Genomic DNA, 25,567 nt, shown 5'->3' with positions numbered 1-25,567 from the left:
TATTGCGCAGCGCTTCGCGGGTACACCATGGTTTCCATAGAGGACATCGAAGTGCAACCGGACCACCCTGCAGCGCGCCGATCGGTTAACGCGTCACGGGCCAGTCGAGCACACCCGGGACCGGTGCGTCACCGGGGAAATGATACGCCCAACCACCTCCAAGGAGGAGACATGTCGACCGCATCGAATCACGTTGCAATGCACAAACTCGGCCCGCTAGGTGCTGAACCTGAGTTGTCGGAGATGGGGCAGATGGTTCAGCAGACCGTCCATCGTTACGCGGAAGAGGTCATGCGCCCCGTCGGCGTCAAACTCGATCGCATGACGCCGGAGGAGGCCATCGCGCCCGGGTCGCCTTACTGGGACGCCCGCAAAAAATTTGTCGAGCTGGGGTTCGGCGTCGACGGGCTCTTTGAGCTCGAGCCTGCCGAACGTGCCAAAACCATGTGCATCCTGTTCGAGGAACTCGGCTGGGGCGATTCCGGACTCGCGGTTTCGTACGGCGCGGGGTTGCTCCCGGCGCTGATGAGCGCGCTGTCAGGCAACCCGTTTTGCCGGGCGCTCGCGCCGGATTCGAAGCTCGGCTGCTGGGCCATCACTGAACCCGATCATGGCTCCGACATGCTGGACGCGAGCGGCATGATCCTGCACCCGCAGGGAACCTACGGCCGGCCCAACTGCGTGGCCACACTGCGTGGCGACGACGTGATCATCAATGGGCAGAAGTCGGCGTGGGTGTCGAACGGCATCGTAGCGGATGTCTGCATTCTCTACTGCGCGGCGGACAGCGGCGCCGGTGTGGAGACGAAGCGCGGGGCCGTGATCGTCGTGCCGATGGACGCGCGAGGCGTGTCGCGTGGCAAGCCGCTCGACAAGATCGGACAGCGCGCCCTCAACCAGGGCGAAATCTTCTTTGAAAACGTCAAGCTTTCCAGGGACCACATCCTTGCCGGCCCGGATCAATACCTTGACGCCGTCTACGCCATTCACACGCTCGCCAACGCGATCATGGGCACCGTGTTTACCGGTGCGGCACGCGCCGCCTTCGAACTTGCGCTGGGCTATGCGCATGAACGCAAGCAGGGCGGCTTGCCGATCATTCGTCATCAGTCGGTGGCGTCGCGGCTCTTCCACATGTTCAGGAAGGTGGAAGCAGCCCGTGCCCTGGCTCACCGTGTCGTGCACTACAACTTCACGTCGCCGCATCCGTCGCTGCACGCGGCGATGACGGCCAAGATCACCGCGACCCAAACCGCCTTCGAAGTTGCCAACGACGCACTGCAGATCTTTTGCGGCAACGGACTCACGCGCGAGTATCCGATCGAAAAGATCTGGCGCGATGCGCGGGCGTCGTTGATCGAGGACGGCTGCAACGAAGTCCTCGCGATCAAGGGCGGCTACTACCTGATTGACCCCGAGCTGCTTTGAATCTCGCACACGGTGCAAAGCACTGCGATAGCAACTTCAAGGAGACGACGAAATGGCAACGACATACGAAGTGGTGCTCTACGGAGCGAGTGGTTACACAGGCAAGCTCACGGCGTGGAAGCTCGCCGAACGCGGGATTCCGTTCATTGCGGCGGGGCGCAACAAAGAGCGCTTGCAAGAGGAGATGTCCAAGGTGCCGGAACTTGCCGGACATGACTATCAGTGCGTCGCCGTCGAGCACGAAACGAACGCGCTGACAGAACTATTCAAAGGCAGGAAGGCGGTCATCAACATCGTCGGGCCGTTCATGCAACTCGGCCGCCCGGTGGTCGAGGCCAGCCTCGCGGCGGGTTGCCACTATGTCGACACGACGGGCGAAACCGACTGGATGGCCATGTTGAAGCGCACATACGGCGAGGCGTTTGCCGCAAAAGATCTGGCGCTGTGTCCCGGCAATTCGTACATGTGGACCGAAGGCAATCTGGCGACCGAGATCGCGCTGGAAACACCGGGCATCGACACCCTCGACGTGATCTACCTCGGGGATTCGGAAGTCAGCGTCGCGTCGACGATGTCATTTCTGCGGATGTGCACGAAGCCGCAGTTTTTCCTGCGGAACAACGAGCTCGTGCAATGGCCCTGGGCGACGCCGTATCAGGTTCACGTGCCCGGTGAACACGTGCCGCTGAACGCGCTGCCCTGGGGCGGTGGCGGCGAGCCGATCTGGTACGAGGGCGATCCGCGTGTGCGCAATTGCCAGACGCTGGTGTCGTTCAGAAATCAGGAGCGTTTCAATGCAGTCGTCGGCTTGCTGAAGAAGTTCGAGGACGAGTGCCGGCATCTCGATCCAGCCAAGCAGGAAGAGATCACCAACGAATGGGGCAAGGCCGTCACGCAAACCGAACCCGCCCGCGAGAATCCTGACGTCAACCGCTGCACGCTGTCATGTCAGGGACGAGGCAACGTGAATTCCGTCAGTGTGATTCTGCGCGGCAATTCGCCCTACGCGCAAACCGGCGTGCTGGGTGCGGAAGCAGTACGCCGCATTCTGCGAGGGCAGTTGCATGCGGTCGGCTTCGTCTCGCCGGCGCGGGCGTTCGGCGCGCGCAATCTCCTCGCGGCGCAGGCCGAAGAAGGCTACCTGCACTACGAAGTGAAGAGCGTTTGAACAGCGTGGATCGGAACGCGCCGCGTTGCATGGTCGCGTAGCCAATGAGCGAGGGAGAAGTGAACATGAGCAAGGAAGTGTACGTCGTGGGCATCGGGATGACGCCCTTTGGCAAACATCTGGACACCAGCGTGAAACAGATGACGTGCAAGGCCGTGGAGGAGGCACTCGCCGACGCCGGTTGCGATAAAGGCCAACTGCAGGGCGCGTTCTTCGGCAACTCGACGCAGGGGCATATGGACGGCCAGCACATGATTCGCGGCGAGCTTGCCTTGCGCGCGATGGGCGTGCACGGGTTGCCCGTGATCAACGTCGAGAACGCCTGCGCGAGCGCCAGTACCGCATTTCATCTGGCGGTGAACTACGTGAAGGCAGGGGCTGCGGACATCGTGCTCGCCGTGGGCGCCGAAAAGATGTTTTCGACGGACAAGGCGCGCACGTTCAGCGCGTTCGACGGTGCATGGGACGTGCACGATACCGAGAACGGCAGGCGCAGGCTGCTCGAGATGGGAAAGGGCATTGAGCCGCCCGAAGGAAGCGTATCGGAGAAGCCTTATAGCGTGTTCATGGATATCTACGCGTCGATGGGGCGCATGCACATGCGCGAATTCGGCACGACTCAACGGCAGATTGCCGCGGTGTCCGCCAAGAACCACGGGCACTCGGTACACAATCCGCTCGCCCAGTACCGCCAGGCCTACTCCGTGGAAGAAGTACTCAGCGCGCCGCCGATCACCTATCCGCTGACGCTGCCGATGTGCTCGCCGATCAGCGACGGCGCGGCTGCGGCGATCGTGTGCAGCGAGGCCGGCCTTGAACGGCTCAAAGGCGGGCGCACACGGGCAATTCGCGTGCTGGCGTCCGTGCTTCAGACCGGCAGCGACCGGCCGGCCGCCGCGCTCGACCAGCATCTGGTCCGGCTCGGCTCCATCAAGGCCTATGAACAGGCCGGCGTGGCGCCGCGAGACGTTTCGGTTGCCGAAGTACACGATGCGACTGCAATCGGCGAAATCATCCAGTCTGAAGTGCTCGGGCTGTGTGAACGCGGCATGGGCGGCGTGGCCGCGGAGCGCGGAGACACCTCGATCGGCGGGCGGATTCCGATCAATCCATCCGGCGGCCTGGAATCGAAAGGGCATCCAATCGGCGCGACCGGGCTGGGCCAGATCTATGAGCTCGTTACCCAGCTACGTGCTGAAGCGGGACAGCGCCAGGTCGAGGGCGCGCGCATCGCACTTGCGGAGAACGGCGGTGGTCTGTGCGGCGTGGAAGAAGCCGTGGCCAGCATCACGATTCTCGGACGTTAGCGTTGAGGCCGTGACGGCCGGCAGAGATCCGGCACGCACGCGATATCGAACACCATCAGGAGACACCGTGCCATGAGCACCAGACCAGACACCATCCTGGCGGCGCTGATCGCCAATCGCGTCGACACCATGCCGGATCGGGACGTACTCACGATCGAGGGCGCCGGTGTGCGGCCCGACGAGGTGCGCACCTACCGGCAACTCTGGGACAACGGCCAGCGTCTCGCTCAAGTCCTGATCGATCGCGGCCTGCGCCCCGGAGAGCACTTCGCATTGCTGATGGCCAACCATGCCGAGTTCATCGAAGCCATGGTGGCCGCATCGATCTCGGGCACCGTATTCGTGCCGATCGATCCGCGCACCAAAGGCGACAAGCTAGCCTACATGCTCGACAACGCACAGTGCAGAGGCGTCATCGCCGCCGACTACGCGCTCGGCAATCTCGCCGCCGTGCGGGGAACGCTTACGCAACTGTCGTGGGTGATCGGGCTCGAAACGGACAAAGGCGCGAGGCCGCTCTCTGACTTCGCCGATGTGCTGTCCTACCGCGCGTCACGGCCGGAGCACGTGCCCGAGTTGCCCATTCTGACGCGTGACCCCGACAGTCCGATGCAACTGATCTTTACGTCCGGCACGACCGGCGATCCGAAGGGCATCGTCATGACGCATCTGCGCTACTGCTCAACCTCGGCAGTGGTGCCGGCGATGTTCGGTTACGCAGCCGACGAGCGTCCCTATTCAGGACTGTCGCTGACCCACGCCAACGCTCAGGTCATTACGCTCGGTGCATCGCTCGCGACCGGAATGCGGGCCGTGCTTTCGCGCCGTTTCACGAAGTCGCGGCTGTGGGACATCACGCGCAAGTATCAGTGCACCACCTTCACGCTGCTCGGCGGAATGACGACGGCGATCTACAGCGAACCGGCGAGGCCAGACGACTCGGACAACCCGGTGCGCTTCGTGGTGTCAGCGGGGATGCCCGCGGCGATCTGGGCCGACTTCGAGCAGCGCTTCGACGTGCGAATCGTCGAGTTCTACGGCGCCGCGGAGGGCGGGCTCACGGTCAAGCACGTCGGGGTCGGGCCGGTCGGCAGTATTGGCAAGCCGGTGCCCACGCTCAAGCATCGCATCATCGACGACGACGGCCGCGACTGCGCGCGAGGGGTGCCCGGCGAATTGCTCTTCCGGCCGGCGGACGGCTCCCCGTTCAAGGTCGAATACTTTGGCAATCCGGACGCGTCCGCGAAAAAAAGCAAGGACGGCTGGTTGCACATGGGCGACGTCGTGCGTGAAGACGAGAACGGCTGGCTCTTCTTCGAATACCGCAAAGGCGGCGGGATTCGCCATAACGGTGAATTCATCAATCCCGCGCCGATCGAGAAGGTGATTGCCGAGTCAGGCGTAATCGAAGACGTCTATGTGTACGGCGTAGCAGCGTCATCCGGCGCGCCAGGCGAGAAGGATGTGGTCGCGGCCGTCGTGCCGAAACGGGCGGCGGACTTCGACCCGCAGCAGGTGTTCCGTCTCTGCCGCGCGAAGCTCGAAGCGAGCTCGGTGATCTCCTTCCTGCAGGTCGTGCCCGAGATTCCCAAGACTGCATCGGAGAAGCCACTGGAGCGCCATCTCGTCGAAATGTTCGGGCAGCGGCGCGACAGCGTTTTCACCGAGATCCCATGACGGTTCCCGCCAGGGAGTCGAATACCGCGCACGTGTAGTCGAGATCGAATCGGCGGACCGTGCCCCATGCACCTGAATCGACCGGTTCGTTGCCGGCCGGGCGGAGCGTTTTTGTCAAAACGGAGTAGGCAATGAAAGTACTTGTTCCCGTCAAGCGCGTCGTCGACGCCAATGTGAGGGTTCGTGTGAAGGCCGATGGCAGCGCCGTCGACATCGCCAACGTGAAGCTGTCGATGAACCCGTTCGACGAGATCGCCGTGGAGGAGGCCGTGCGTCTGAAAGAGGCCGGTACCGCCACGGAGGTGGTCGTGGTGTCCTGCGGCGTACAGGCGTGCCAGGAAACGCTGCGCACTGCGATGGCGATCGGCGCCGACCGCGCGATCCTGGTCGAGACCGACGCCGAACTACAGCCGCTCGCCGTGGCCAAGCTGCTGAAGGCACTGGTCGACAAGGAGCAGCCGCAACTGGTGCTGCTCGGCAAACAGGCCATCGACGACGACGCCAACCAGGTCGGCCAGATGCTCGCTGCGCTGCTCGGCTTGCCGCAGGCGACGTTCGCATCGAAGGTGGTCGTGGAAGCCGGGAAGGCGACGGTGACGCGCGAGATCGACGGCGGCCTGGAAACGATCGAGGTCGACCTGCCTGCAGTGATCACCGCCGATCTTCGGCTCAACACGCCGCGTTACGCAACGCTGCCCAACATCATGAAGGCGAAGAAAAAGCCGCTCGATGTCGTGACGCCCGAAGCCCTCGGTGTCGACGTCACGCCGAGGCTGACGACGCTCAAGCTGGCGGAGCCCGCGAAACGGGAGGCGGGCATCCGCGTCGCCGACGCCGCCGAGCTGGTGGAGAAGCTGAAGAACGTGGCACGTGTGATCTAGAGAAAAGAGGAGATGAACATGGCCGTACTCGTTATTGCAGAACACGACAATCAAACGCTCAAGGCAGCGACTCTGAGCGCCATCACCGCTGCCGCTCGCCTCGGCGACGAAATTCATGTGCTTGTGGCGGGATCGCAATGCGGAAGAGTTGCGGAGCAGGCGGCCAGCATCGCAGGCGTAGCCCGCGTGCGCGTGGCTGACGCCGCGCAATATGAGCACGCGTTGGCGGAGAACCTGGCCGCGCTCATTGTCGGGCTAGCTCCCGGCTACAGCCACCTGTTCGCGCCCGCCACCACTTCCGCGAAGAACGTGATGCCGCGCGTGGCGGCTCTGCTCGACGTCGCGCAGGTCTCGGAGATCGTGGCGGTGGAGTCGGCGGATACGTTCGTGCGTCCCATCTACGCGGGGAACGTGCTCGCCACCGTACGAAGTGCGGATCGCATCAAGGTCCTGACGGTTCGCACCACGGCCTTTGCCGCGGCGCCGGCCGAAGGGGGCTCCGCGGTGATCGAATCGCTCGCACCGGCCGCGGAGGTTTCGGCTTCCCGCTTCGTAAGCCAGCAGCTGACGCGCTCCGAGCGTCCTGAACTCACCGCCGCGCAACGCGTCATCTCCGGCGGCAGGGGCATGGGTTCCAGCGAGAGCTTCGCGCTCCTCGACGAGATCGCCGACCGGCTCGGCGCGGCGGTCGGCGCATCCCGCGCCGCCGTGGATGCCGGTTTCGTTCCCAATGACTATCAGGTGGGCCAGACCGGCAAGGTCATCGCTCCGCAGCTTTATATCGCGGTGGGCATATCGGGCGCGATCCAGCATCTGGCCGGCATGAAGGACTCGAAGGTGATCGTGGCGATCAACAAGGACGAAGAAGCACCCATCTTCCAGATTGCGGACTACGGCCTCGTCGGCGACCTCTTCAAGGTGTTGCCGGAGTTGTCGCGTGAACTGGACAAGCAGCAACAGAACTGATTTTCGGAGCACATGATGACCACCTATATTGCGCCGTTGCGCGACATGCATTTCGTGATGAACGAATTGGCCGGCCTCGACGCGTTATCGTCGCTACCGGGCTTTGAGGACGCGACGCCGGAACTCGCCGGCGCCGTGCTCGAGGAGGCCGCAAAGTTCGCCACCGAAGTGCTTGCGCCGTACAACAAGACCGGCGACGAGCAGGGTGCGCGCCTGAGCCGCGATGGCGTCATTGCGGCAGACGGCTTCGGGGCGGCCTACCAGCAATTCGTCGAAGGAGGTTGGAACGGGCTCAGTGGCGATCCTGATTACGGCGGTCAAGGTCTGCCCGAACTGCTGCATGCGGCGACCGTGGAGATGTGGAACTCCGCCAACATGTCCTTCGCCCTGTGCCCGCTGTTGACGGCGGGTGCCACCGAGGCATTGCGACTGCACGGCTCACAGGAACTCAAGGCCTGCTACTTGCCGAAGCTCATTGGCGGAGAGTGGACCGGCACGATGAATCTGACCGAGTCGCAAGCCGGTTCGGACCTTGCCGCCGTTCGCACGAAAGCCGTTCCTGAGGGAGATCACTATCGCCTGTATGGCCAGAAGATCTTCATCACGTGGGGCGATCATGACATGACCGGCAATGTCATTCATCTCGTGCTGGCGCGTACGCCTGATGCGCCCGAAGGCGTGCGCGGGATTTCGCTTTTCCTGGTGCCCAAGTTCCTTGTGAACGCCGACGGCTCTTTGGGACAACGCAACGATGTGCACTGCGTGTCCCTCGAACATAAGCTCGGCATTCACGCGAGCCCGACCTGCGTGATGAGCTTCGGCGATCAGGACGGCGCGATCGGCTATCTGGTCGGCCAGGAAAACAAGGGCCTCGCGCACATGTTCACGATGATGAACGAGGCCCGCCAGAAGGTCGGCATTCAAGGACTCGCGATGGCCGAGCGTGCGTATCAACAGGCACGTGAATACGCGAAAGAGCGCATTCAGGGCAAGCCGGCCACAAGCAAGTCGAGCACTGCGGTGGCGATCATCCAACATCCGGACGTGCGGCGCATGTTGCTGACGATGAAGGCTCAGGTGGAAGCGATGCGAGGCTTCGCCTATGTGATGGCGGCCAATGCGGACTACGCGCACCGGCATCCGGACACCGGCGAACGCAACCGCTATCAGACCCGCGTCGATCTCCTGATTCCGGTCCTGAAAGGTTGGTGCACTGAACTGGGTCAGGAGATCGCGTCGCTCGGCGTACAGGTGCACGGCGGGATGGGCTACATCGAAGAGACCGGCGCGTGCCAATACCTGCGCGACGCCCGCATTTCAACCATCTACGAGGGTACGACGGGCATCCAGGCAGCAGACCTTGCAGGCCGCAAGCTCGCCATGGACCAAGGGGCCGCAATGGCTGAGCTGATTGCAGAGATGCGCGAGCTCGCGCTTGAACTGGAGCACAGCACGGATACGCGCCTGTTCCCGATCGGCGCCGCGGTGGCCACCGGCGTGCAGGCGCTAGAGGACGCCACCGGATGGATGCTTCGAGCCTTGGCGAAAGACGTGGACGAAGCGTTGGCCAGTTCATTCGACTATCTGATGCTCACCGGCTATGTGTGCGGTGGATGGCAGATGGCACGCGCCGCGCTGGCCGCGTCGAGAAAATGCGCTGCGGGCGAAGATCCGGACTTCCATGAGGCGAAGATCGCGACGGTACGGTATTACGCCGACAAGATACTGCCCAAAGCGAACTCGCATCTGGAGATGATCCGGTCAGGCCCATCCAGCGCGTCGCACATTGCCGTCGAGCAATTCTGATCCAGGTTTTCAAATGAGTCGGCGAAATAACAAGTCTATATAAGTTCGTTATGCAAAATATAAAGTGGAGGCAATGGTGAAGAAAGTCAGGTATGTGCCCTTGTTGGCAGGGGTAATGTGCGCCGGGGCACTGGCCCAGAGTGCGGGCAGTTTCATCGCGACTGGCGGCGGTACATGGATTGACTATGGCATGTCGTCGGCAACGCCATTGCAAAGCACTTCGGCGGCAGGCACCTTCACCTCATCGGGGACGAGTGGCCAGATACACAATACGTGGACGGTCGAGACGGCGTTTACCTATTTCATCACGGACAACATCGCGATTGATCTGGCTACGGGCGTGCCCCCGAAGCTCAAACTCTACGCGCAGGGCACGGTGACACCGTTCGGCGCCGGCGGTCCCTCCCTCGGACTAGGCAATCTGCAACCGCTCGCGACAACAAGAGCGTGGCCGCCAATTCTTTTCCTCAAGTACTACTTCGGCGCGGCGCAGGCGAAAGTGCGTCCGTTTATCGGTGTGGGTGTCAACTACACTTGGTATACGGCGGTCCAGCTCAATCCGACATTCAATGGTGCGTTGCACACGGTCGCCGGGCCAAGAGGGGACGTGAAGGCATCGCTCAGTCCGTCGTGGAATCCAGCATTCAATGCGGGCCTCTCCTATAACTTAAGCAAGAACTGGTATGCCACCGCATCGGTGACGTATATGCCGCTCAAGACGAATGCGACGATCACCGCCGTCGCGGCCAACGGGCAAACGGTGCTGACCAACAGGACGCGCATTACGGCCAATCCGTGGATCGGCTTCGTCGGGATCGGCTACCGGTTCTAGCTGAATTGTTCAGTGATGCCCTTTCGGTGCGAGGGCGTACAACCAGGAGGGAAGCATGCTAGTGACTCGATACCTGGCGAACGACCTGTTCGCAGGCAAGACCGTTTTCATCACAGGTGGCAGCAGCGGCATCAATCTCGGTGTGGCGAAGAATTTCGCCGCCTTGGGCGCCCATGTGGCTATTTGCGGCCGCACTCAGGAAAAGCTGGATACGGCTGCAACGGAATTGCGCGCACTCGGCGCCGCGGTTTGTCCCATCGTTGCCGACGTGCGTGATTTCGCCGCGCTGGAAGCGGCTTTCGCGAGGAGCAGGGCGGAACTGGGTCCGATGGACGTGCTGGTGTGCGGCGCGGCCGGCAATTTCCTGGCCCCGGCGGAGAAGCTCTCCGCCAACGGCTTCAAGACGGTCATCGATATTGATCTGCTTGGAGCCTTCAACGCGTCACGGGCGGCCTTCGAGCAGTTGAAGGAGACGCAGGGCGCCATCATCTACATTTCCGCGGGCATGGCGTATATGCCGCACGCCTTCCAGGTGCATGTGGGCGCCGCCAAGGCGGGCATCGATATGTTGATGAGAAACCTGGCGCTGGAATGGGGCCGTTATGGTATTCGCACGAACAGCATCGTCCCCGGACCCATCGAGGGGACCGAAGGCATGAAGCGGCTGTTGAGCGAGGAGCGGCACGACGAGTTCGTCAACGCCATTCCGCTGCGGCGCATGGGCACGGTGGACGACATCGGCCAGAGCGCGGTCTTTCTCGCTTCGCCGCTCGCTTCCTATATTTCGGGCTGTGTGTTGGTTTGCGACGGCGGGCAGAACCTGTCCGGGTCGGCGCTGTTCAACATGGGTGCTGAGCAAATGCTGCGTGCCCAGGCGAGATGAAACGAGGGTGAGCTTCGAAGGCTGAGCGCTAGTTTTGCCGATGGCAATGCCGGCGCTCAGAACGTGGGGGACGCTCCCCGGCGGACGATGACGCCTTTTGTGAGGTCGATCTCCCGAACCTGCCTGGACGCGTCCCTGTCGACCTGGTAGCATGAGATGCTGTGCGCGCAGCGTCTGTCGAATCAGGGAGCGGTCTTATGCGGAAGCGGAAGTTCGCAGGAAAGATGACTGGGGAATCGAGTCTGCCGGATCTGCTGAACCGGCTTGAACTGGCATTGGCCGGAATGCCCGATCGCACGTCTGTCTGTAAAGCACTGTCGGATATTAACAAGCGCCTCAGCTCCGTCGGCGAACTAGCTCCTGCACGAACCAGTCGATCAGCGGTGTCGCGACGTGGGCGGCAAACGGTGGTTGAATCTTTACCGCTGTTTTCTTGATGTCAGCACTTGCTAGGCAAGCAACAACAAGGCATCAGCGAGCGAGAGCACCGTCGTGCGCGAATCGAACGCCGTTGAAAAAAGATGATCGTGCACGACCTGATCCGGGTCGTAGCAGCAATCCTTGACCGTGAATAAGCGGAAGTCCGCGTCACTCGCGTACGCAACCGACGACAGCACGACACCGGTCGACGCTATGCCCACCATGAGCAGCGTATCGATCCCCTGCGCGGAAAGCCGCACCTGCAGATCGGTACCAAAGAACACGCTGGCACGATGCGCGATGATGAGCGGTTCAGTGGCCTGCTGGCCGAGTTCCGGCGCGATCTCGTCGTCGACGAAAAGACCCAGTTGCTTGATTCCCTGCCCGTTCCTGTTCAACGGACTGACTTCCGGATAGCCTGGACTGAAGTGGATCCTGGCGAAATAAACGCTGACACCTTTGGCCCGCGCAGCGTCGCACAGCTTGCGCGTATTGGCGAGCAGAGTGGGCGCGACCGATGGAAATAACCGCAGGATGTCCGTCTGATAATGCATGACCACTAGAGCGGTTTGCGCTGGAACGATCGCTGGAATCTGCATGTTTACGCTTTGCGCCGCGGCGGCGCTTCCCATTCCCTGTTGATGATCTGCCGGATCGACGGGTCCAGATTCGATGCGTGGCGGCATAAGGGCTACGCGATAAAGAAGGATGCTCGACTCTACCACGACCACCATGAAGCGACGTTTCAAGAAACGAAGCGTCGTCTCTCTTGACCGTGGACAGCCGTACGTCCGGCGCCGAGGTGGCGTTCCGGCCCAGCGTGCAGAATGTTCCGCCGTTATGTCGTGTATAGCGTGATCAGAAAGATCGCGAATCGATAGCCAGGAACGATCAGGCCAGCAGCCAACGTCATTGTCGCCGCCTTGACGAGGCGCGTTATACCGTGAGAACCGAAGACGGGTTTCAAAGCGAGAAACAAATAGCCGCCGCAGAGGCCAAGATTGATGATCGAAAGAATGTTGTCGACATTGGGCGAATCGAGCCCGAGACCACCCAGACGGACCTCAATGGCCGCGATGGCTAGCGCGAGCGAGAACAGCAACAACAGGAACGTGTAGAGATGGAGTGAGAAATAGACGAAGGCAACGAATGGTTTGCGTACCCGCAGAGAGGTCATCCACAACAACAAAGTGAACGGAACGACCATGAGAATGATGAGTGACTTGGCATTGAGCACTGCCGCACGGTCGAAAGTGGTCGTGTACTGGCGCAGGCTCGTCCCCAGTTTTGCGACGCGTTCCGCCACCAACGACTGGGAGAGCGAACTCCAGTCCTGGTGATGGAGGTGCGACTCCAGAGTCGAGCCGAAGATCTGGGTATCGGTAAGCGACTGCATCGCGAAGAAGAAGGCGTTCGCGATGAGAAACAGCTGGAACGGGGCCACATAAGGCATCCGCTTTCCATTCAGATGCGCGACGGTCAACTCGCCTGGGTGGCGTAGCAGGACCCACATCGTGCTAATCAGGCGCCCGTCGATGCTTGTCGCCGCGTGCAGGACCTTTGCGCCGATCGCGCGCAGCGTAAGGTCGGGCGGCCTAAGTGGACTCTCGCCGCACAGCGGACAGAAAGGCGTGGTGACGTGATTGGCACACGTCGGACATGTCCAGGGTTCGATCGAAGACATGACTTCCTCCGTTGGACCGCTCGCACATACTCATCAGTCGGTTGCGAGCGCTGGGGGCTATCATCTGCGCAAAGCTGCGCACCTCACCAGAGTTTGCGCCTTTCGAGACCCGGATCACACTCATGCGCGGCAGTACCCGGCCCAGAAGCGGACATCAAGGCACGAACGCCGGAATAAAGCCGACCCGTGAAACGGGTTCGGCTTGAATGATTTGTCAGGCTGCAATTCGTGCCTCGGGAGCGTGTGCAAGATTGCATGTTCTTACTGCAGGGAGTGTTAATCGACTTCTTCGAACGTTCCTGTGCGCACCTCGCCGTCACGCACGTAGCGGGTAATCAGCACGCCGCCAGGCGTGCTGGTCGAGTGCGTCAGAGTGAAGGCCGACGCTAGTGCATCGTCGCCGAATAAGCGCTTGCCGTGCCCAAGTATGATGGGGTAAATCACAAGCGAAAGCTCGTCCACCAAGCCGGCTACGAGCAGTTGGCGCACCATGTCGCTGCTGCCAAACGTCAATAGATTGGCGCCGTCCTGAAGTTTAAGCGCGCGTATCGCGTCGGCAAGGTCGCCCTCCAGCGGATGACTGTTCTGCCAGTCAAGGGTACCGGATCGATGTGTGGCCACGTGCTTAGGTACGCGGTTGAACGGATCAGCGATGGTGCGGCTGTTTGAATCGGCCGGTACGCGCGGCCAATACGCCGCGAATATGTCGTAGGTGCAACGCCCCAACAGCAACTCGAACGGCTGCGCGAGCAGGTCCTGCAAGTTTTGGCCGATGGCTTCGTCGGCATAAGGAACGATCCAGCCACCAAGGCGGAAATCGCCGCTGGGATCTTCTCCAGGCCCGCCAGGGGCTTGAATTACACCGTCCAGACTGATGAAAGCGGAAACAGTGAGCTTGCGCATAATGTCCTCCAGGTCTACGGACCCGATCGGTCCGTAGATACGACGAACGACTCACATGTGGATCGACAACCAGCCCAGCGGTCAACCGCGCTGGTCGTGCCAAGCCTAACGCTGAATTAAGCCGTGCCACGAAGCGGCGCCGGCTTTAATCAATGTTAACCCTCACCTGAGCGGACCGCCTATGCGATCTCCGCTTTGTTGGTCCAGAGCCCCCCGTCGAGATCGTCGCTTGAGTGCGCAGACTTTGTGTTGGGTGACCGCACACAGACGCTCGAAAAACGTTGTCTATAGCCAGACGTCGTCGTTGCTCGATCCACCTGTAAACGCCCGGGTGGTCGAGGTCAACATTGTTTGTTTTCAGGCAGTTAAGGCGCTCGGAAGATGAGCGAATCAGGCTTGGCACAACCCATGCATTTATAGCGGTGGGCACAACGGCAGGACGGTTTGGTGTTACCGCCCACGGCATCAGCATGCATTGCTCAGATTCCGAGAATTTGTTGTTCGTTTGAGCCACTTTGTTAGCGCGCGGCAAAGTCCGACACGTCGACCCATCCACGTTGACCATAGCGCGCCGCCATGGACCTGATCCGGGTGCGTTCGACTGTTCAACAAGCTCATTGGAGTCGTCATGAAAGCGAGACCTATCGCCGCCCTGTTAGTCGCAAGCTCCGCTTTGCTGGTTGCACCCGCCTTCGCGGGCGGTAACGACCAGACTTCCTCCTATCGGAGCGACGTCGGTGCGTCAGTATCGCACCGCGGTCAAACCGCTCACACGAAGGCAACGGCAGAGGGCCACGGCAGCGTGGTTGACGGGAGCCACGGTGGCGTCGGCGGTAGCGAATCGGGCAAGTCGCAATCCGGTCGGCGTGCCCCGGGTGATAGCATCAACCCGATGTATCGCGGTGGTTGATGAGCTTGTTCGCGGAGCGCCAGTTCGCTGGTACTCCGCGACTGAACCGTTGCTTCTACGCCGATCGGTGCTCATGTCTCGACGGTGACGTTGCGATAAACGGCGTGCGCCGAGCGAATGATTGGGGTGGGCCTCCTCTCCCTTCGCCTTGACCATCGTTGCCCGCCCAACTAAACGGCCGGCCAGGGAGGCCTCCAGGCCGGCCACAATCGACCGACGACACGATACGGGACCACTGAACGTCCCAAGGAATCGCATCGCGTCACTCAAGTGCCGTGGTCCACTAGCGGCAGAGCACAGCCATTCGCCTAAAAGCGCTCGCGATCGAACTCCGGCAGCACGCGCGTTCCTTCAATAGCGACCGAGTGCAGCAGTTCTGGCTTCAGATCGAGTAAACGCAGGATCGTCGGCGCAACCTGCGTGGTCAGCACACGCTCGTCGTTCGTCCGTCCAGCGTGATGCGCGTGAGGCACATAGATCACGAGACCGAGATGGCTGTCGTCGGGGGCGTTGCCGCCATGCTCTTCGTCCTTGGCCGTACTCGACGTATAGATGACCCCCGGGTTCGGCTGGACGACGATGTCAGGCGTGCGTCCGCGTGCCGGATCGCCGAAGCGGCCGGCGAGCTGTGGGCCATACAGAATGTACGCCTGCGGGCCGTCCGCACAAATGCCGGGTGCGTTGCAGCTCAGGTTGTCTTTCAAGGTCTTCACGACAGCAGGCAGTTGGCTTTGGTCGCGCAACCAGATCAGGCCGACGTCATCGGTCTGCACGAGACCCGTACCAACGAGCCCCGTTCCGTCATTGAGGTTGCCGCTCTTCGTACTGTTTTGCCCGAAGTTGCCGTTCGGATCCAGATAGTTGTTTGCTTCAAGCAGTTTCGAGAGCGTGTCGCCGTTCTTCACCAGCTTCGAATGATCGGTCGGGGACTGCCCATGCTTCGCCGTGACGATGATCGCCGTCGACGAATAAAGGTTGCGCTGCTTCAGTTCGGACACGATGCGGCCCAAGGCGTTGTCCAGATAAGCAATCGCGTTGGTTACCTGCGGACCCGGCGTGAAGCCCGCGTCCAGATAGCCGCCGCCAGTCGCGACCGTTGCCTTCTGGGCGACGCTCAAAGTCTGGAAGTTGGTCCCAAACATCGTGGGCACGTCCGCGGTGGATTGGCCTGTCGAATCCTTGCCGTCAATTTCATCGATCAGCGACTGCACATGGAAATTGTCGAACTGTTCCGTGTGCGTGTAGACGTCGGTGTAGTTCGTGTTGGTGGCCGGATCAATCGAATTGATTTCGGTGCGCGAAAGATCGTCGACGCCTGTGCCAGACGGTCCATTGAGCCAGTCGTAGCCCCACGCGTGTTTGTCTGCCCAGGCAGTGCGAGCGCCTTTCACGTTGCGTTTGACCACTTCGAAGATCGTGTTGGTCTTCACATAGTTGTGCGGATAGACGGGTGTACAGACGCCATTGAGCAAAGCATGCGGGATGGCCTGCGGATTGAACGCGCCACCACCGTTGAGATGCGTCAGTGCGCCGCCGTTCTCGCCATCGATGCCGGTAGTCTCGTCGAATACGACATTCCAGCCTTGCTTGCCGGTGCAATTGCTATCGGACGGCGCGTAGAGCGTGCGGTCATAGGATACGTCGTAGAACAGGCCTGCGGATTTGGGCGAGCCCCCAGTGACGAGCGCCGCGAGGCCCGGGAACGAATCCGAAAGGCCAGGCGTGTGCGCGTTGGTGTAGGTCGTACCCGACTTGGCCAGCAGCGCAAGATTCGGACATGCATTCGATCCGACGCAGCGTGCGACGTCCTGCTCATGCAAACCATCGAAGCTGATCAGCAGCACGTGCTTCACTGACTCATGCTCCCGATCGTGTTCATCCGCCGCTGTCGCGGCCGCCGAGTACAGTCCGGCAAGCAAGACAACGCCCACACCAACGGCGATTTGCGTACGCTTCCCTATCCTGATTGTCTTCATTTCCCGTCCTTTTAGGTGGCTACGAAATATTTGGTAATCCGGGAGATGAATGTGCAGTGGAATTGAGTCGTCCAGATGAATCGACGCTTTCGATTCCATAACTCATCAGCGACTAATGCGATCGGCAAAAGAAACTACGTGATAAAGCGCGCTCCTTAAGGTTTCGTTAAGGAGTAGGTGATCTAGTAGCAGATTCAGCCATGAGGAAGAACGCGTCTGCGACCGGACCACCCACATCGGAAAGACTAGCGGGTCGAGAACACCGAGATGCCGCCGTTGGGAAATCCTGCCGCGCCGGGCTGGAACGGCACGTACACTTGCCCAAGTGTGCTGTCGATGGCGACGGAATGTGCCCCTGTGCCCACCGGAATCTTGAAGATCAATTGCCGTGACGTGCCATCGATTACGCCCATCTGCGGGCTAAAACCCGATGCCGCGGCGATACCGCTCGTGACGTAGTGCCGGGCCGGCAGGAAATAGCGGTTGGAAGCCGGATCGTAATTGACCTGGTCCACCCCGCCAAATGGCAGGCTGGCTTGAATTGCGCCAGTTGTACGATCGAGGATCAGCGTGATGAGCGGGTTGCCGGCCGGCGGATCGCATCCAATGAGCACATCGTTATTCGGGCCAAGCACGATTCCCGTCGGTCCGCATTTCCCTAGTGGAAACGACTTGCTGACAGAAGGGCTGCCCGCCACCGCTGAACTGGCGGTGATGACATCGAGTTCGCCATCGGGATTGGCAGAGGTCCCGTCATTGTTGATCAGGAAGCTCTTCGAAGCAGGGTCGTATGTGCACGCTTCGAGTCCCGACGAACCGTTGAAAGGAAGCTTGACCACCGCCTTTTGTGTCAGCGTGGAAATGAACGTGACGAACGGCGGCGAGTCTCCGGGGCTCGCATACATCACGAGATGATCGTCGGGATCGTAGCAACCCTCATCGACGCGCGATCCGGAGTTACTGATGGCGATCGTGTTGACCGTCTTTTGCGCAGCCGTATCGATCACCTTGACTGAGTCGACGTCGCCGACATAGATGGTGTTCGTGCCGGTGATACCTACAATGCCGTCGGGACCGGACTCATTCGTTGTGGCGCCAGCACCGATGAACGGCCCTGGGATCTGTGCGATCAACGTGTTCGATCGGGTGTCCACGACATCGACTGCTTTGTTATTGCGGTCGGTAAGAAAGTACTTGCCGGCCTCGACGTAGCCGATGTCGAAACTGAATGGCGGGCTCGAAGCATTGGGCACGGCGATGTTCGTCAATAACTTCGGCGGCGTCGGTGCGCTGACGTTATCTCCACCGCCGCAGCCGGCCAATGCGGCCGCAGCGAGCAACATCAAGGTCATCAGGCGCTTTTCCATCGATTCGTCTCCTTTCCGTTTATTGGCTTGACCGTCGGTCCATGGATCGGCCTGAGTACTGAAATTGCTCCCGTTCCCGAGCGACGACAAGCAGTCAACTATTTCTTAAGGAATCTTAAGAAATGGCCGTCTGAAGAAATAGCCACGTTTTCCATGGATCCGGCTGCGCAGCGCGTGAATCGTGGCTATAGACTTGGCTGTCCGGCTCACACAATGGCGGCGCGCCGGAAAATCGGAAAGTAAAACTTATTTATGGTCTACATTACGTGGACGCTATACCTGTAATGAATCTGAAGCTTCCACAGTTGACGCAGGACGACAACGCTCGCCCCGGCCCGCTTGACCCACCACTCCGCAGTAAAATGACTTCGTCTGGAGCGCGCGGAGTACCAAGCGTTATGAAAAACCGTACACGGTTCGTCACGGCAATATCGGCCGTTCTCGCCGCTATCGCGTTGCTCTTTATCCCATTGCCGCAGCGGGTCGGACTCGACACGCGCATCGTGACGGTTGCGTCGATTCAACGTCCACCCACAGTCGTATTCGACTATGTCACGACCCCGGCTCACTGGCCAGCCTGGCATCCGTCATCGCTCGCGGTTAGCGGCTCGGTTGACCATTCACTCGATCTCGGCGAGCAGGTGACGGAGGAATTCCGTGTAGCGGGCAGGCGCGGCCGCGTTGTATGGACGGTCGCTGCACGGGAGCCTCCGGGCAAGTGGGCGATAGACGGGAAGATTGATGGCAGACCGGCCGGCACCGTCACTTATTCGCTGACATCGACCGCGAACGGAACTCGCTTCGAACGTGAATTCACCTATCGCGCGCCGTCGTTATGGTTCGCGATTCTCAACTGGTTTGTGCTGCGCGCGCGGATTCAATCCGAATCCGATACGGCGGTTTCGCGACTGAAGAGCCTTCTGGAAGCGTCGCCGCAGCATTAACCCCCTCGCTCATGCCCATCGCGGGCTTGCTCGGCCTTAGTCGCAGCACTTGATCTGCGCAGCGTCTCGACGACCAGTTCGCGAAGCCAGCGGTTGCCCTCGTCGTTGTCGAAAGTGGCGTGCCAATGCACCGAGGACTCGATGGCCGGAAATTCCACCGGCAGCGGATAGATCGAGAACTGACCCGTTTCGTTGAAAACGCGTGCGACGCCGCGCGGCAGCGTAACCATCCAGTCCGTGCGCTGAAGGATCTGCGGAATGACTGTGAAATGCGGCACGCGCAGCGCAATGTGCCGATGCAGGCCACGCGCCCGCAGCGCTTCGTCGATCTCCAGGTGGCTACTGTCGCTCGATGCGACGGCCACGTGCGCCATCTCCAGAAACTTCTGCCGCGACAATTGACGCGCAGGCAACCCGGGCCGCTTGCGCGTCATGCACGCATACTGCTCGTGGAACAGAAGGGCCGACTTCGTCACCGGTTTGAGCGCCGATAGATTGCCAATCGCAAAATCCAGTTGCCCCAGGCGCAGCTTCTCCTCGATATCCGCAAACGACACCTGCTCAGCCGCGATTCGCACCAGCGGCGCCACGCGTTGCAACTTCTCGCAGATGGGCGGCAGAAACACCTGCTCCCCGATATCGGACATCGATAGACGAAATTCCCGCGAGCTTGTGGCGGGATCGAAACGTTCCCCGTGACGCAATGTCTCGCGGATCGATGCAATCGCACGGCTGAGTGGCGCGGCCAATTGTTCGGCCCTCGGCGTCGGCAGCATGCCTTCCGGTGTTCGTGCGAATAGTGGATCGTCGAACAATGCGCGCAAGCGCCCCAAGGCATAACTGACCGCCGGCTGGGACAGCCCGAGCTGTTGCCCGGCACGCGTGAGGCTGCGTTCCTCGAGGATCACCTGGAACACGCGCAGCAGGTTCAGGTCGACCTTATTGAAATCAGTCATATTTATGGGCCACCCATAATTGATTAATTTGACGGATATACTACCCGAACCTAGACTCGGCCTCAGACATAGGAGAGGCACGAGCACATGGGACTTATCGAAACCCTCGTCGAACCGCGTACGAGTCCGGACCAAGGGCGCGCTGCACAGCGCACATTGCCGGCGCTGCTGGCGGCGCGCGCTGCTCGCAACCGCACTGCGCCGCTGTTCTCTGATCGTACGACCACGTGGACAGCTTCCGACGCTCTTACAATCGCTGCGCGCCGCGCAGGCGCACTTGCCGCGCAAGGGGTCGAGCGCGGCGACCGCGTCGCACTGCTGTGCGGCAACCGCGTCGAATTCATGGAGATCGTGCTCGGCTGTGGCTGGCTCGGCGCGGTGGTCGTGCCGATCAATACCGCATCGCGCGGGCTGCAACTGGAACATATTCTGCGCAACTGCGGCGCACGGCTACTCGTGGCGGAAGCGCATCTCGTCGACGTCGTTCACGCACTCGAGGCTCAGGATCTGCCGCTGGAAACGATCTGGCTCATTGGTGAACCCGCAGCGGATGCGCTGAAGCCTGCGTACACCACGATTGCGATGCCGCCGGCAGACAAGCCGGTCAGTCCTGCCGCACTCACGGACGGCGACCCGTTCGCGGTGCTTTACACATCCGGGACTTCGGGGTTGTCGAAGGGAGTGATCTGCCCGCACGCGCAGTTCTATTGGTGGGGCCACTACACCGCGCGTGACCTCAGCGTAGCGGCGGGCGACGTGCTCTACACCTGCCTGCCGCTGTTTCATACGAATGCGCTCAACAGCTTTTTCCAGGCGCTGATTCACGATGCCGAACTCGTCGTCGACCGGCGTTTTTCGGCGGGCGGTTTTTTCGATGCGCTGGTTGAAACGCGCGCCACCGTGACCTTCGTGCTCGGTGCGATGGTGCCGATTCTGCTCAGCCGGCCGGTCGCGGCGAGCGAGCGCGAGCACCGGGTGCGCGTGGCGCTGGCGCCGGGCGTACCGGGCCATTTTCAGCAGGAATTCACGACGCGCTGCGGCATTGCACTGGTTGACGGCTACGGCTCGACGGAGACCAATTGCGTGATTAGCGGTGCGATCGACGCGCAGCGTCCCGGCCACATGGGCAAGCTCGTGGCAGGTTTCGATGCCCGTGTCGTCGACGAACACGACCAGGCGGTTCCGGATGGCGAAGCGGGCGAACTGATCCTGCGCGCCGACACGCCGTTCGCGTTCGCGAGCGGCTATCTGGGGATGCCGGAGAAGACGGTGGAAGCCTGGCGCAACCTCTGGTTTCATACAGGCGATCGCGTGGTGCGCGAGGCCGATGGTTATTACCGTTTCGTCGACCGTCTGAAGGACACGATCCGTCGTCGCGGCGAGAACGTTTCCTCTTTTGAAGTCGAACAAGTGCTGCTGAGCCACCCGTCGGTCGAGACGGTGGCCGTCTTCGCGGTGAAGTCGGCACTCGCCGAAGATGAAGTGATGGCCACCATCGTGCTGCGTGACGGCGAGACGCTCGAACCGCTCGACCTGATTCGTTACTGCGAACCGCGCCTGCCGTATTTCGCCGTGCCACGTTATCTCGACTTCGCGCGAGACCTGCCGAAGACGGAGAACGGCAAGATCCAGAAGTTCAAGTTGCGCGAGACCGGTGTCACCGCGACGGCCTGGGATCTCGAGGCCTCGGGATACCGGCTCAGGCGCTGACGACATCAAACCACCCCGTCGTTCTTTGGACGCGCTCGTCGCGAGCACGGCACGGCAGAAACATCCGCAACATTGAGTGCGTCGACAGATGCACAGCTGGAGGCACAGATGGCAAGCACGCGAACGTTTTCTGCCGCAAGCACCCACCACGATGACGCGGCGGCCGCGCCAACCGGTTCAGTCGATAAGAGGTCGCTGCGGCGCATTGTCTTCGCATCGGTCGTGGGCAATGCGCTCGAGTGGTATGACTTTTTCCTCTACAGCACGGCGGCGGCACTCGTGTTCGGCGGACTGTTTTTTCCGAAGGGCACGGATCCGCTCGTCGGCACCCTTGCCGCGTTCGCCGGCTTCGCCGTCGGCTTCGCGGCGCGGCCGTTCGGCGGCGTACTGTTCGGTCATATCGGCGATCGCTATGGACGCAAGGGCGCACTGGTGTGGACGCTGTCGATCATGGGTGCGGCGACGTTCCTGATCGGCTTGCTGCCCACCTACGCGCAAGTCGGCCTGTGGGCGCCGGCGTTGCTGCTGGTTCTACGTCTGCTGCAAGGCATCGCCGCCGGCGGCGAATGGGGCGGCGGTGTGCTGATGATCAGCGAGTCGGCGCCGCCCGAGAAGCGCGGCTATTACGCGGCATGGAGCCAGATCGGCGTGGGCGGCGGCTTCGTGTTGTCGGCGGCGGTGTTCTTTCTCGTGCAGATGCTGCCAAAAGACGCTTTCATGGTCTGGGGATGGCGCATCCCGTTCCTGCTGTCGATCGTCATTTTCGGTGTCGGCGTCTACGTCCGCTCGAAGCTGCCGGAGAGCGCCGAGTTCGCGAAGGCCGAAGCGGCCGGCAAGAAAGCGCGCATGCCGGTGCTCGAAGTGATCCGCAAACACCCGAAGGAGATCCTGATGGCGATGGGCCTGCGCGTCGCGGAGAACGGCGGCTCGTACATCGTGCTCGCCTTTTCGCTGGTGTACGGCAAGTTCATCGGTGTGCCCAATCAGATCATGCTGGCCGGTGTGATCGTGTCGATGACCCTGGAACTCGGCACGATGCTGCTGTGGGGGCGCCTGTCCGACCGCATCGGCCGCAAGCCCGTGTACATGATCGGCGCGGCGGGTTTCGTGTTGATCGCGTTTCCGTTCTTCTGGCTGATCGGCACCAAGGTGCCGGCGCTGATCTGGCTCGCGTTTCTGCTGGGTAACGCGGTCTGCCACGGCGCGATGATCGGCACGCAGCCGAGCCTGATGGGCGAGCTGTTCAGTACCGAAGTGCGTTATTCGGGCATGGCGTTGGGCCACGAAATTGCATCGGTATTCGCGGGCGGTCTGTCGCCGCTGATTGCGACCGCGCTGCTCGCGCATTATCACGCGGCCTGGCCGGTGGCGTTGTTGCTGATCGGGATGGGCATGATCACGGTGATCTCGCTGCTGTTCACACACGAGACCGTGGCCCGGCGCGTGCATTGACGCCCGGCATGAGGATTCCTGATATGCAACCCCACTCATTCGACAACGTCGTGCTGACGGCCGGCGTGGAAGTGCCGTACCAGCGCCAGGCGAGCGCTGCGTCAACGGGAGATCTGCTCGCGCAGGCGTTCGGCGCGGCTCTCGCTCAGTCGGGTTTCTCGGCGAAGGACATAGACGGACTCGGTGTGGCGTCGTTCACGCTCGCACCCGATCACGCGATCGACCTTGCGTGGCGACTCGGCCTGAGCCCGCGCTGGTGCATGGACGATTGTCACGGCGGCGCGAGCGCCATCAACCTGCTGCAGCATGCGATACGCGCGATTCAGCACGGCGACGCGAATGTCATCGCCCTCGTATCCGGAGACCGCTTCGAGCCGGCCGATTTCAAACAGCTGGTCGAGCATTACAACCTGACGACGCGCACCTGGCTGCGTCCGCTGGAGAACGGTGGCCCGAACAGCCTGTTCGCCATGCTTACGCAGCGTCACGCGAAGCGGTACGGTCTGACGCGTCGCGATTATGGCGCGCTATGCGTCGCTCAACGCGCCTGGGCCGCGTTGAACCCGCATGCCGTCTACCGCACGCCGCTGACGATCGACGACTATCTCGAAGCGCCGATCGTCGCCGAACCGTTGGGACGCTTCGACTGCGTGCCGGTGGTGTGCGGCGCAAATGCGGTGATCGTCGCCCGCGCCGACCTCGTGCGCAACGCAGTGAACGTGCGCGTGCGCGCGCTGCAATGTCGCTACAACCTGGACCACCAGGCGGGTGATGGCTTGCAGACTTCGTTGGCGGCGATTGCCGGCGATTTATGGCGACAGGCCGGCGCGACGCCGGAGGACATGGACATGGTGTCCGTCTACGACGATTACCCCGTTATGACGCTGGTGCAGCTCGCGGATCTTGGCTTCGCGCGTGACGGCGATCTGCGCGGGTTGATCTCTCGCATCGGCTCGCGCGCGCTCGCCGTCAACACATCGGGTGGGCAACTATCCGCGGGACAGGCCGGCGCCGCCGGCGGCATGCACGGCCTCGTCGAGGCGATCACGCAATTGCGCGGCGCGGCGGGCGAGCGGCAGGTGGCCGACGCGCACCTGGCGGTGGTGAGCGGTTACGGCATGGTCGAGTATCGCTATGGGATGTGCGCGAATGCCGTCGTGCTCGAAAGCGATCGGCGAGGTGCGCAATGACACTCAAGGTATTTCAGTGCACGCAGTGCGGGATGACGCTATTCCCGGCTCGGTATTTCTGCCCCGCATGTGGCGGCGCGCAGTGGAGTGAATGTGCGGTGGAACACGGCAGCGTCGCCGAATCGACCGTTGTGCGGCATCGCGTCGGCGCGCAGGGCGGTGGCGACGTGCATCTCGCAAGCGTGGCCACGAGCGCCGGGCCCATCGTCATTGCGCGGCTCGAGGCCGCCATGCAGTCCGGCGATTCGGTGAGTCTCGACGTGGACGATGCCGGCCGTATCGTCGGCCGCGCGGCTTGAGGCTGTGCGGTATCGAGTGCGGATGCAGGCGAAAAAGCAAAGTAAAACGTTCGGAGGTCGTGATGCAGGTTGATGGCTGTATAGCGTTTGTGAGCGGAGCCAATCGCGGGCTCGGCGCGTGTTTCGTTAAGAAGCTGTTGGAACAGGGCGCGCGGAAGGTGTACGCGGGCGCACGGGACATTAGCGTGCTGGACGACCGTGACCCGCGTATCGTGCCGGTCGCACTCGACATTACGAATGCGGAGCAGGTGGCGCGCGCGGCTGCCCTGGCGAGCGATGCCAACCTGCTCGTGAACAACGCCGGCATCAACCGTCTCGAACCTGCACTTGCCGCGACCGACCTGAACGCGGCGCGCGCCGAGATGGAGGTCAACTACTTCGGCACCCTGAACATGATCCGGGCGTTCGCGCCGTCGCTGCGACTGAGTGGCGGTGCGATCATCAATGTGTCGTCGATCTTCGCGCGCGTCGCGTTGCCGGCCATGGCGTCGCTCTGCGCGTCAAAGGCGGCTGCGCTTCGGATGACCGAAGCTGTACGCGCCGAGCTTGCACCGCATGGAGTGCGTGTGCTGTCGATCCTCCCAGGCGCGATCGACACCGACATGAGTCGCGATTTTCCTCCGCCAAAGATTCCAGTTGTCGACGTCGTTCATGCGGCTTTTGCGGCGCTGAGGGGTGCCAGCGACGAGGTTTATGTCGGCGCCATGGCCCAACAGATCGCAGCCGGTCTGGCGACGGACCGGCAGGCAGTGCAGTTGAGCTTCGCACGCGGCGCATGAAAGAACGGTAGGTGATGCACCAACATTTC

21 protein-coding genes are annotated in these 25,567 nt (G+C 61.6%); 15 read left to right on the top strand and 6 right to left on the bottom strand.

Features of this window, described 5'->3' with window-relative positions; all coding sequences use genetic code 11:
- The first annotated feature begins 171 nt into the window (after positions 1-171).
- From PQR42_RS06595 to PQR42_RS06555, 9 genes are all read left to right on the top strand, one after another.
- Complete coding sequence (locus PQR42_RS06595) at positions 172-1,428, top strand: acyl-CoA dehydrogenase family protein (protein ID WP_408383440.1); 1,257 nt, start codon at positions 172-174, stop codon at positions 1,426-1,428.
- A gap of 52 nt (positions 1,429-1,480) precedes the next feature.
- Positions 1,481-2,596, top strand: a complete 1,116-nt coding sequence (locus PQR42_RS06590; RefSeq protein WP_408383442.1) for a saccharopine dehydrogenase family protein — start codon at positions 1,481-1,483, stop codon at positions 2,594-2,596.
- Between the two features lie 65 nt (positions 2,597-2,661).
- Complete coding sequence (locus PQR42_RS06585) at positions 2,662-3,903, top strand: thiolase family protein (RefSeq protein WP_408383444.1); 1,242 nt, start codon at positions 2,662-2,664, stop codon at positions 3,901-3,903.
- 72 nt (positions 3,904-3,975) lie between these two features.
- Entirely contained in the window at positions 3,976-5,580 is a 1,605-nt protein-coding gene (locus PQR42_RS06580; RefSeq protein ID WP_408383445.1) for an AMP-binding protein, read from the top strand.
- A 131-nt stretch (positions 5,581-5,711) separates the two neighbouring features.
- Entirely contained in the window at positions 5,712-6,461 is a 750-nt protein-coding gene (locus tag PQR42_RS06575) for an electron transfer flavoprotein subunit beta/FixA family protein (protein ID WP_408383447.1), read from the top strand.
- Between the two features lie 18 nt (positions 6,462-6,479).
- Entirely contained in the window at positions 6,480-7,427 is a 948-nt protein-coding gene (locus PQR42_RS06570) for an electron transfer flavoprotein subunit alpha/FixB family protein (protein WP_408383449.1), read from the top strand.
- 15 nt (positions 7,428-7,442) lie between these two features.
- Complete coding sequence (locus PQR42_RS06565) at positions 7,443-9,233, top strand: acyl-CoA dehydrogenase C-terminal domain-containing protein (RefSeq protein ID WP_408493593.1); 1,791 nt, start codon at positions 7,443-7,445, stop codon at positions 9,231-9,233.
- A 73-nt stretch (positions 9,234-9,306) separates the two neighbouring features.
- Positions 9,307-10,065: an OmpW/AlkL family protein gene (locus tag PQR42_RS06560; protein WP_408204642.1), complete on the top strand. Its 759-nt coding sequence runs from the start codon at positions 9,307-9,309 to the stop codon at positions 10,063-10,065.
- Positions 10,066-10,120: 55 nt separating this feature from the next.
- Positions 10,121-10,948: an SDR family oxidoreductase gene (locus PQR42_RS06555; RefSeq protein WP_408204643.1), complete on the top strand. Its 828-nt coding sequence runs from the start codon at positions 10,121-10,123 to the stop codon at positions 10,946-10,948.
- A 449-nt stretch (positions 10,949-11,397) separates the two neighbouring features.
- Here PQR42_RS06555 and PQR42_RS06550 read toward each other — a convergent pair whose 3' ends face one another.
- The 5 genes from PQR42_RS06550 to PQR42_RS06530 all read right to left on the bottom strand — a co-directional run bounded on the left by PQR42_RS06550 (position 11,398) and on the right by PQR42_RS06530 (position 18,298).
- Positions 11,398-12,000: a cysteine hydrolase family protein gene (locus tag PQR42_RS06550; protein WP_408383454.1), complete on the bottom strand. Its 603-nt coding sequence runs from the start codon at positions 11,998-12,000 to the stop codon at positions 11,398-11,400.
- Between the two features lie 206 nt (positions 12,001-12,206).
- Positions 12,207-13,052: a DUF3667 domain-containing protein gene (locus PQR42_RS06545; protein ID WP_408383456.1), complete on the bottom strand. Its 846-nt coding sequence runs from the start codon at positions 13,050-13,052 to the stop codon at positions 12,207-12,209.
- 276 nt (positions 13,053-13,328) lie between these two features.
- Positions 13,329-13,955, bottom strand: a complete 627-nt coding sequence (locus PQR42_RS06540) for a dihydrofolate reductase family protein (RefSeq protein ID WP_408383457.1) — start codon at positions 13,953-13,955, stop codon at positions 13,329-13,331.
- Positions 13,956-15,173: 1,218 nt separating this feature from the next.
- Positions 15,174-16,841 (bottom strand): alkaline phosphatase family protein, encoded by a 1,668-nt coding sequence (locus PQR42_RS06535; protein WP_408383458.1) that lies wholly within the window; start codon positions 16,839-16,841, stop codon positions 15,174-15,176.
- A 245-nt stretch (positions 16,842-17,086) separates the two neighbouring features.
- On the bottom strand, positions 17,087-18,298 hold the full coding sequence (locus PQR42_RS06530; RefSeq protein ID WP_408383460.1) for a YncE family protein: 1,212 nt from the start codon (positions 18,296-18,298) through the stop codon (positions 17,087-17,089).
- A gap of 308 nt (positions 18,299-18,606) precedes the next feature.
- Here PQR42_RS06530 and PQR42_RS06525 point away from each other — a divergent pair, with 308 nt between their 5' ends.
- Entirely contained in the window at positions 18,607-19,152 is a 546-nt protein-coding gene (locus PQR42_RS06525; RefSeq protein WP_408383676.1) for an SRPBCC family protein, read from the top strand.
- Here PQR42_RS06525 and PQR42_RS06520 read toward each other — a convergent pair.
- Entirely contained in the window at positions 19,149-20,108 is a 960-nt protein-coding gene (locus PQR42_RS06520) for a LysR family transcriptional regulator (protein WP_408383462.1), read from the bottom strand. The genes PQR42_RS06525 and PQR42_RS06520 overlap by 4 nt on opposite strands.
- Before the next feature lie 87 nt (positions 20,109-20,195).
- On the opposite strand from PQR42_RS06520, the gene PQR42_RS06515 reads away from it, so the two are divergent.
- From PQR42_RS06515 to PQR42_RS06495, 5 genes are all read left to right on the top strand, one after another.
- Positions 20,196-21,818, top strand: coding sequence for an ATP-dependent acyl-CoA ligase (locus PQR42_RS06515; protein WP_408204649.1), 1,623 nt, complete (start codon positions 20,196-20,198; stop codon positions 21,816-21,818).
- Positions 21,819-21,914: 96 nt separating this feature from the next.
- Complete coding sequence (locus PQR42_RS06510) at positions 21,915-23,270, top strand: MFS transporter (protein WP_408204796.1); 1,356 nt, start codon at positions 21,915-21,917, stop codon at positions 23,268-23,270.
- A gap of 23 nt (positions 23,271-23,293) precedes the next feature.
- Positions 23,294-24,460: a thiolase family protein gene (locus PQR42_RS06505; RefSeq protein ID WP_408383464.1), complete on the top strand. Its 1,167-nt coding sequence runs from the start codon at positions 23,294-23,296 to the stop codon at positions 24,458-24,460.
- Positions 24,457-24,759, top strand: coding sequence for a zinc ribbon domain-containing protein (locus PQR42_RS06500; RefSeq protein WP_408383466.1), 303 nt, complete (start codon positions 24,457-24,459; stop codon positions 24,757-24,759). The genes PQR42_RS06505 and PQR42_RS06500 overlap by 4 nt, the downstream gene beginning before the upstream one ends.
- Positions 24,756-25,538, top strand: a complete 783-nt coding sequence (locus tag PQR42_RS06495; protein WP_408493592.1) for an SDR family NAD(P)-dependent oxidoreductase — start codon at positions 24,756-24,758, stop codon at positions 25,536-25,538. Before PQR42_RS06500 ends, PQR42_RS06495 begins: the two co-directional genes overlap by 4 nt.
- Positions 25,539-25,567: the final 29 nt, after the last annotated feature.

Origin of the sequence: Paraburkholderia sediminicola, from assembly GCF_046027355.1 — a bacterium.
Taxonomy (GTDB): domain Bacteria; phylum Pseudomonadota; class Gammaproteobacteria; order Burkholderiales; family Burkholderiaceae; genus Paraburkholderia; species Paraburkholderia sediminicola_B.
The sequence above is the reverse complement of the archived record's forward strand: the minus strand, read 5'-3'. Positions and strand labels throughout refer to the sequence as shown.

What these genes read in the sequence shown, in the direction of transcription:
- PQR42_RS06595 (WP_408383440.1), top strand. Translation starts at nt 172, where the DNA reads ATGTCGACCGCATCGAATCACGTTGCAATGCACAAACTCGGCCCGCTA.
- PQR42_RS06590 (WP_408383442.1), top strand. Translation starts at nt 1,481, where the DNA reads ATGGCAACGACATACGAAGTGGTGCTCTACGGAGCGAGTGGTTACACA.
- PQR42_RS06585 (WP_408383444.1), top strand. Translation starts at nt 2,662, where the DNA reads ATGAGCAAGGAAGTGTACGTCGTGGGCATCGGGATGACGCCCTTTGGC.
- PQR42_RS06580 (WP_408383445.1), top strand. Translation starts at nt 3,976, where the DNA reads ATGAGCACCAGACCAGACACCATCCTGGCGGCGCTGATCGCCAATCGC.
- PQR42_RS06575 (WP_408383447.1), top strand. Translation starts at nt 5,712, where the DNA reads ATGAAAGTACTTGTTCCCGTCAAGCGCGTCGTCGACGCCAATGTGAGG.
- PQR42_RS06570 (WP_408383449.1), top strand. Translation starts at nt 6,480, where the DNA reads ATGGCCGTACTCGTTATTGCAGAACACGACAATCAAACGCTCAAGGCA.
- PQR42_RS06565 (WP_408493593.1), top strand. Translation starts at nt 7,443, where the DNA reads ATGACCACCTATATTGCGCCGTTGCGCGACATGCATTTCGTGATGAAC.
- PQR42_RS06560 (WP_408204642.1), top strand. Translation starts at nt 9,307, where the DNA reads ATGGTGAAGAAAGTCAGGTATGTGCCCTTGTTGGCAGGGGTAATGTGC.
- PQR42_RS06555 (WP_408204643.1), top strand. Translation starts at nt 10,121, where the DNA reads ATGCTAGTGACTCGATACCTGGCGAACGACCTGTTCGCAGGCAAGACC.
- PQR42_RS06550 (WP_408383454.1), bottom strand. Translation starts at nt 12,000, where the DNA reads ATGGGAAGCGCCGCCGCGGCGCAAAGCGTAAACATGCAGATTCCAGCG.
- PQR42_RS06545 (WP_408383456.1), bottom strand. Translation starts at nt 13,052, where the DNA reads ATGTCTTCGATCGAACCCTGGACATGTCCGACGTGTGCCAATCACGTC.
- PQR42_RS06540 (WP_408383457.1), bottom strand. Translation starts at nt 13,955, where the DNA reads ATGCGCAAGCTCACTGTTTCCGCTTTCATCAGTCTGGACGGTGTAATT.
- PQR42_RS06535 (WP_408383458.1), bottom strand. Translation starts at nt 16,841, where the DNA reads ATGAAGACAATCAGGATAGGGAAGCGTACGCAAATCGCCGTTGGTGTG.
- PQR42_RS06525 (WP_408383676.1), top strand. Translation starts at nt 18,607, where the DNA reads ATGAAAAACCGTACACGGTTCGTCACGGCAATATCGGCCGTTCTCGCC.
- PQR42_RS06520 (WP_408383462.1), bottom strand. Translation starts at nt 20,108, where the DNA reads ATGACTGATTTCAATAAGGTCGACCTGAACCTGCTGCGCGTGTTCCAG.
- PQR42_RS06515 (WP_408204649.1), top strand. Translation starts at nt 20,196, where the DNA reads ATGGGACTTATCGAAACCCTCGTCGAACCGCGTACGAGTCCGGACCAA.
- PQR42_RS06505 (WP_408383464.1), top strand. Translation starts at nt 23,294, where the DNA reads ATGCAACCCCACTCATTCGACAACGTCGTGCTGACGGCCGGCGTGGAA.
- PQR42_RS06500 (WP_408383466.1), top strand. Translation starts at nt 24,457, where the DNA reads ATGACACTCAAGGTATTTCAGTGCACGCAGTGCGGGATGACGCTATTC.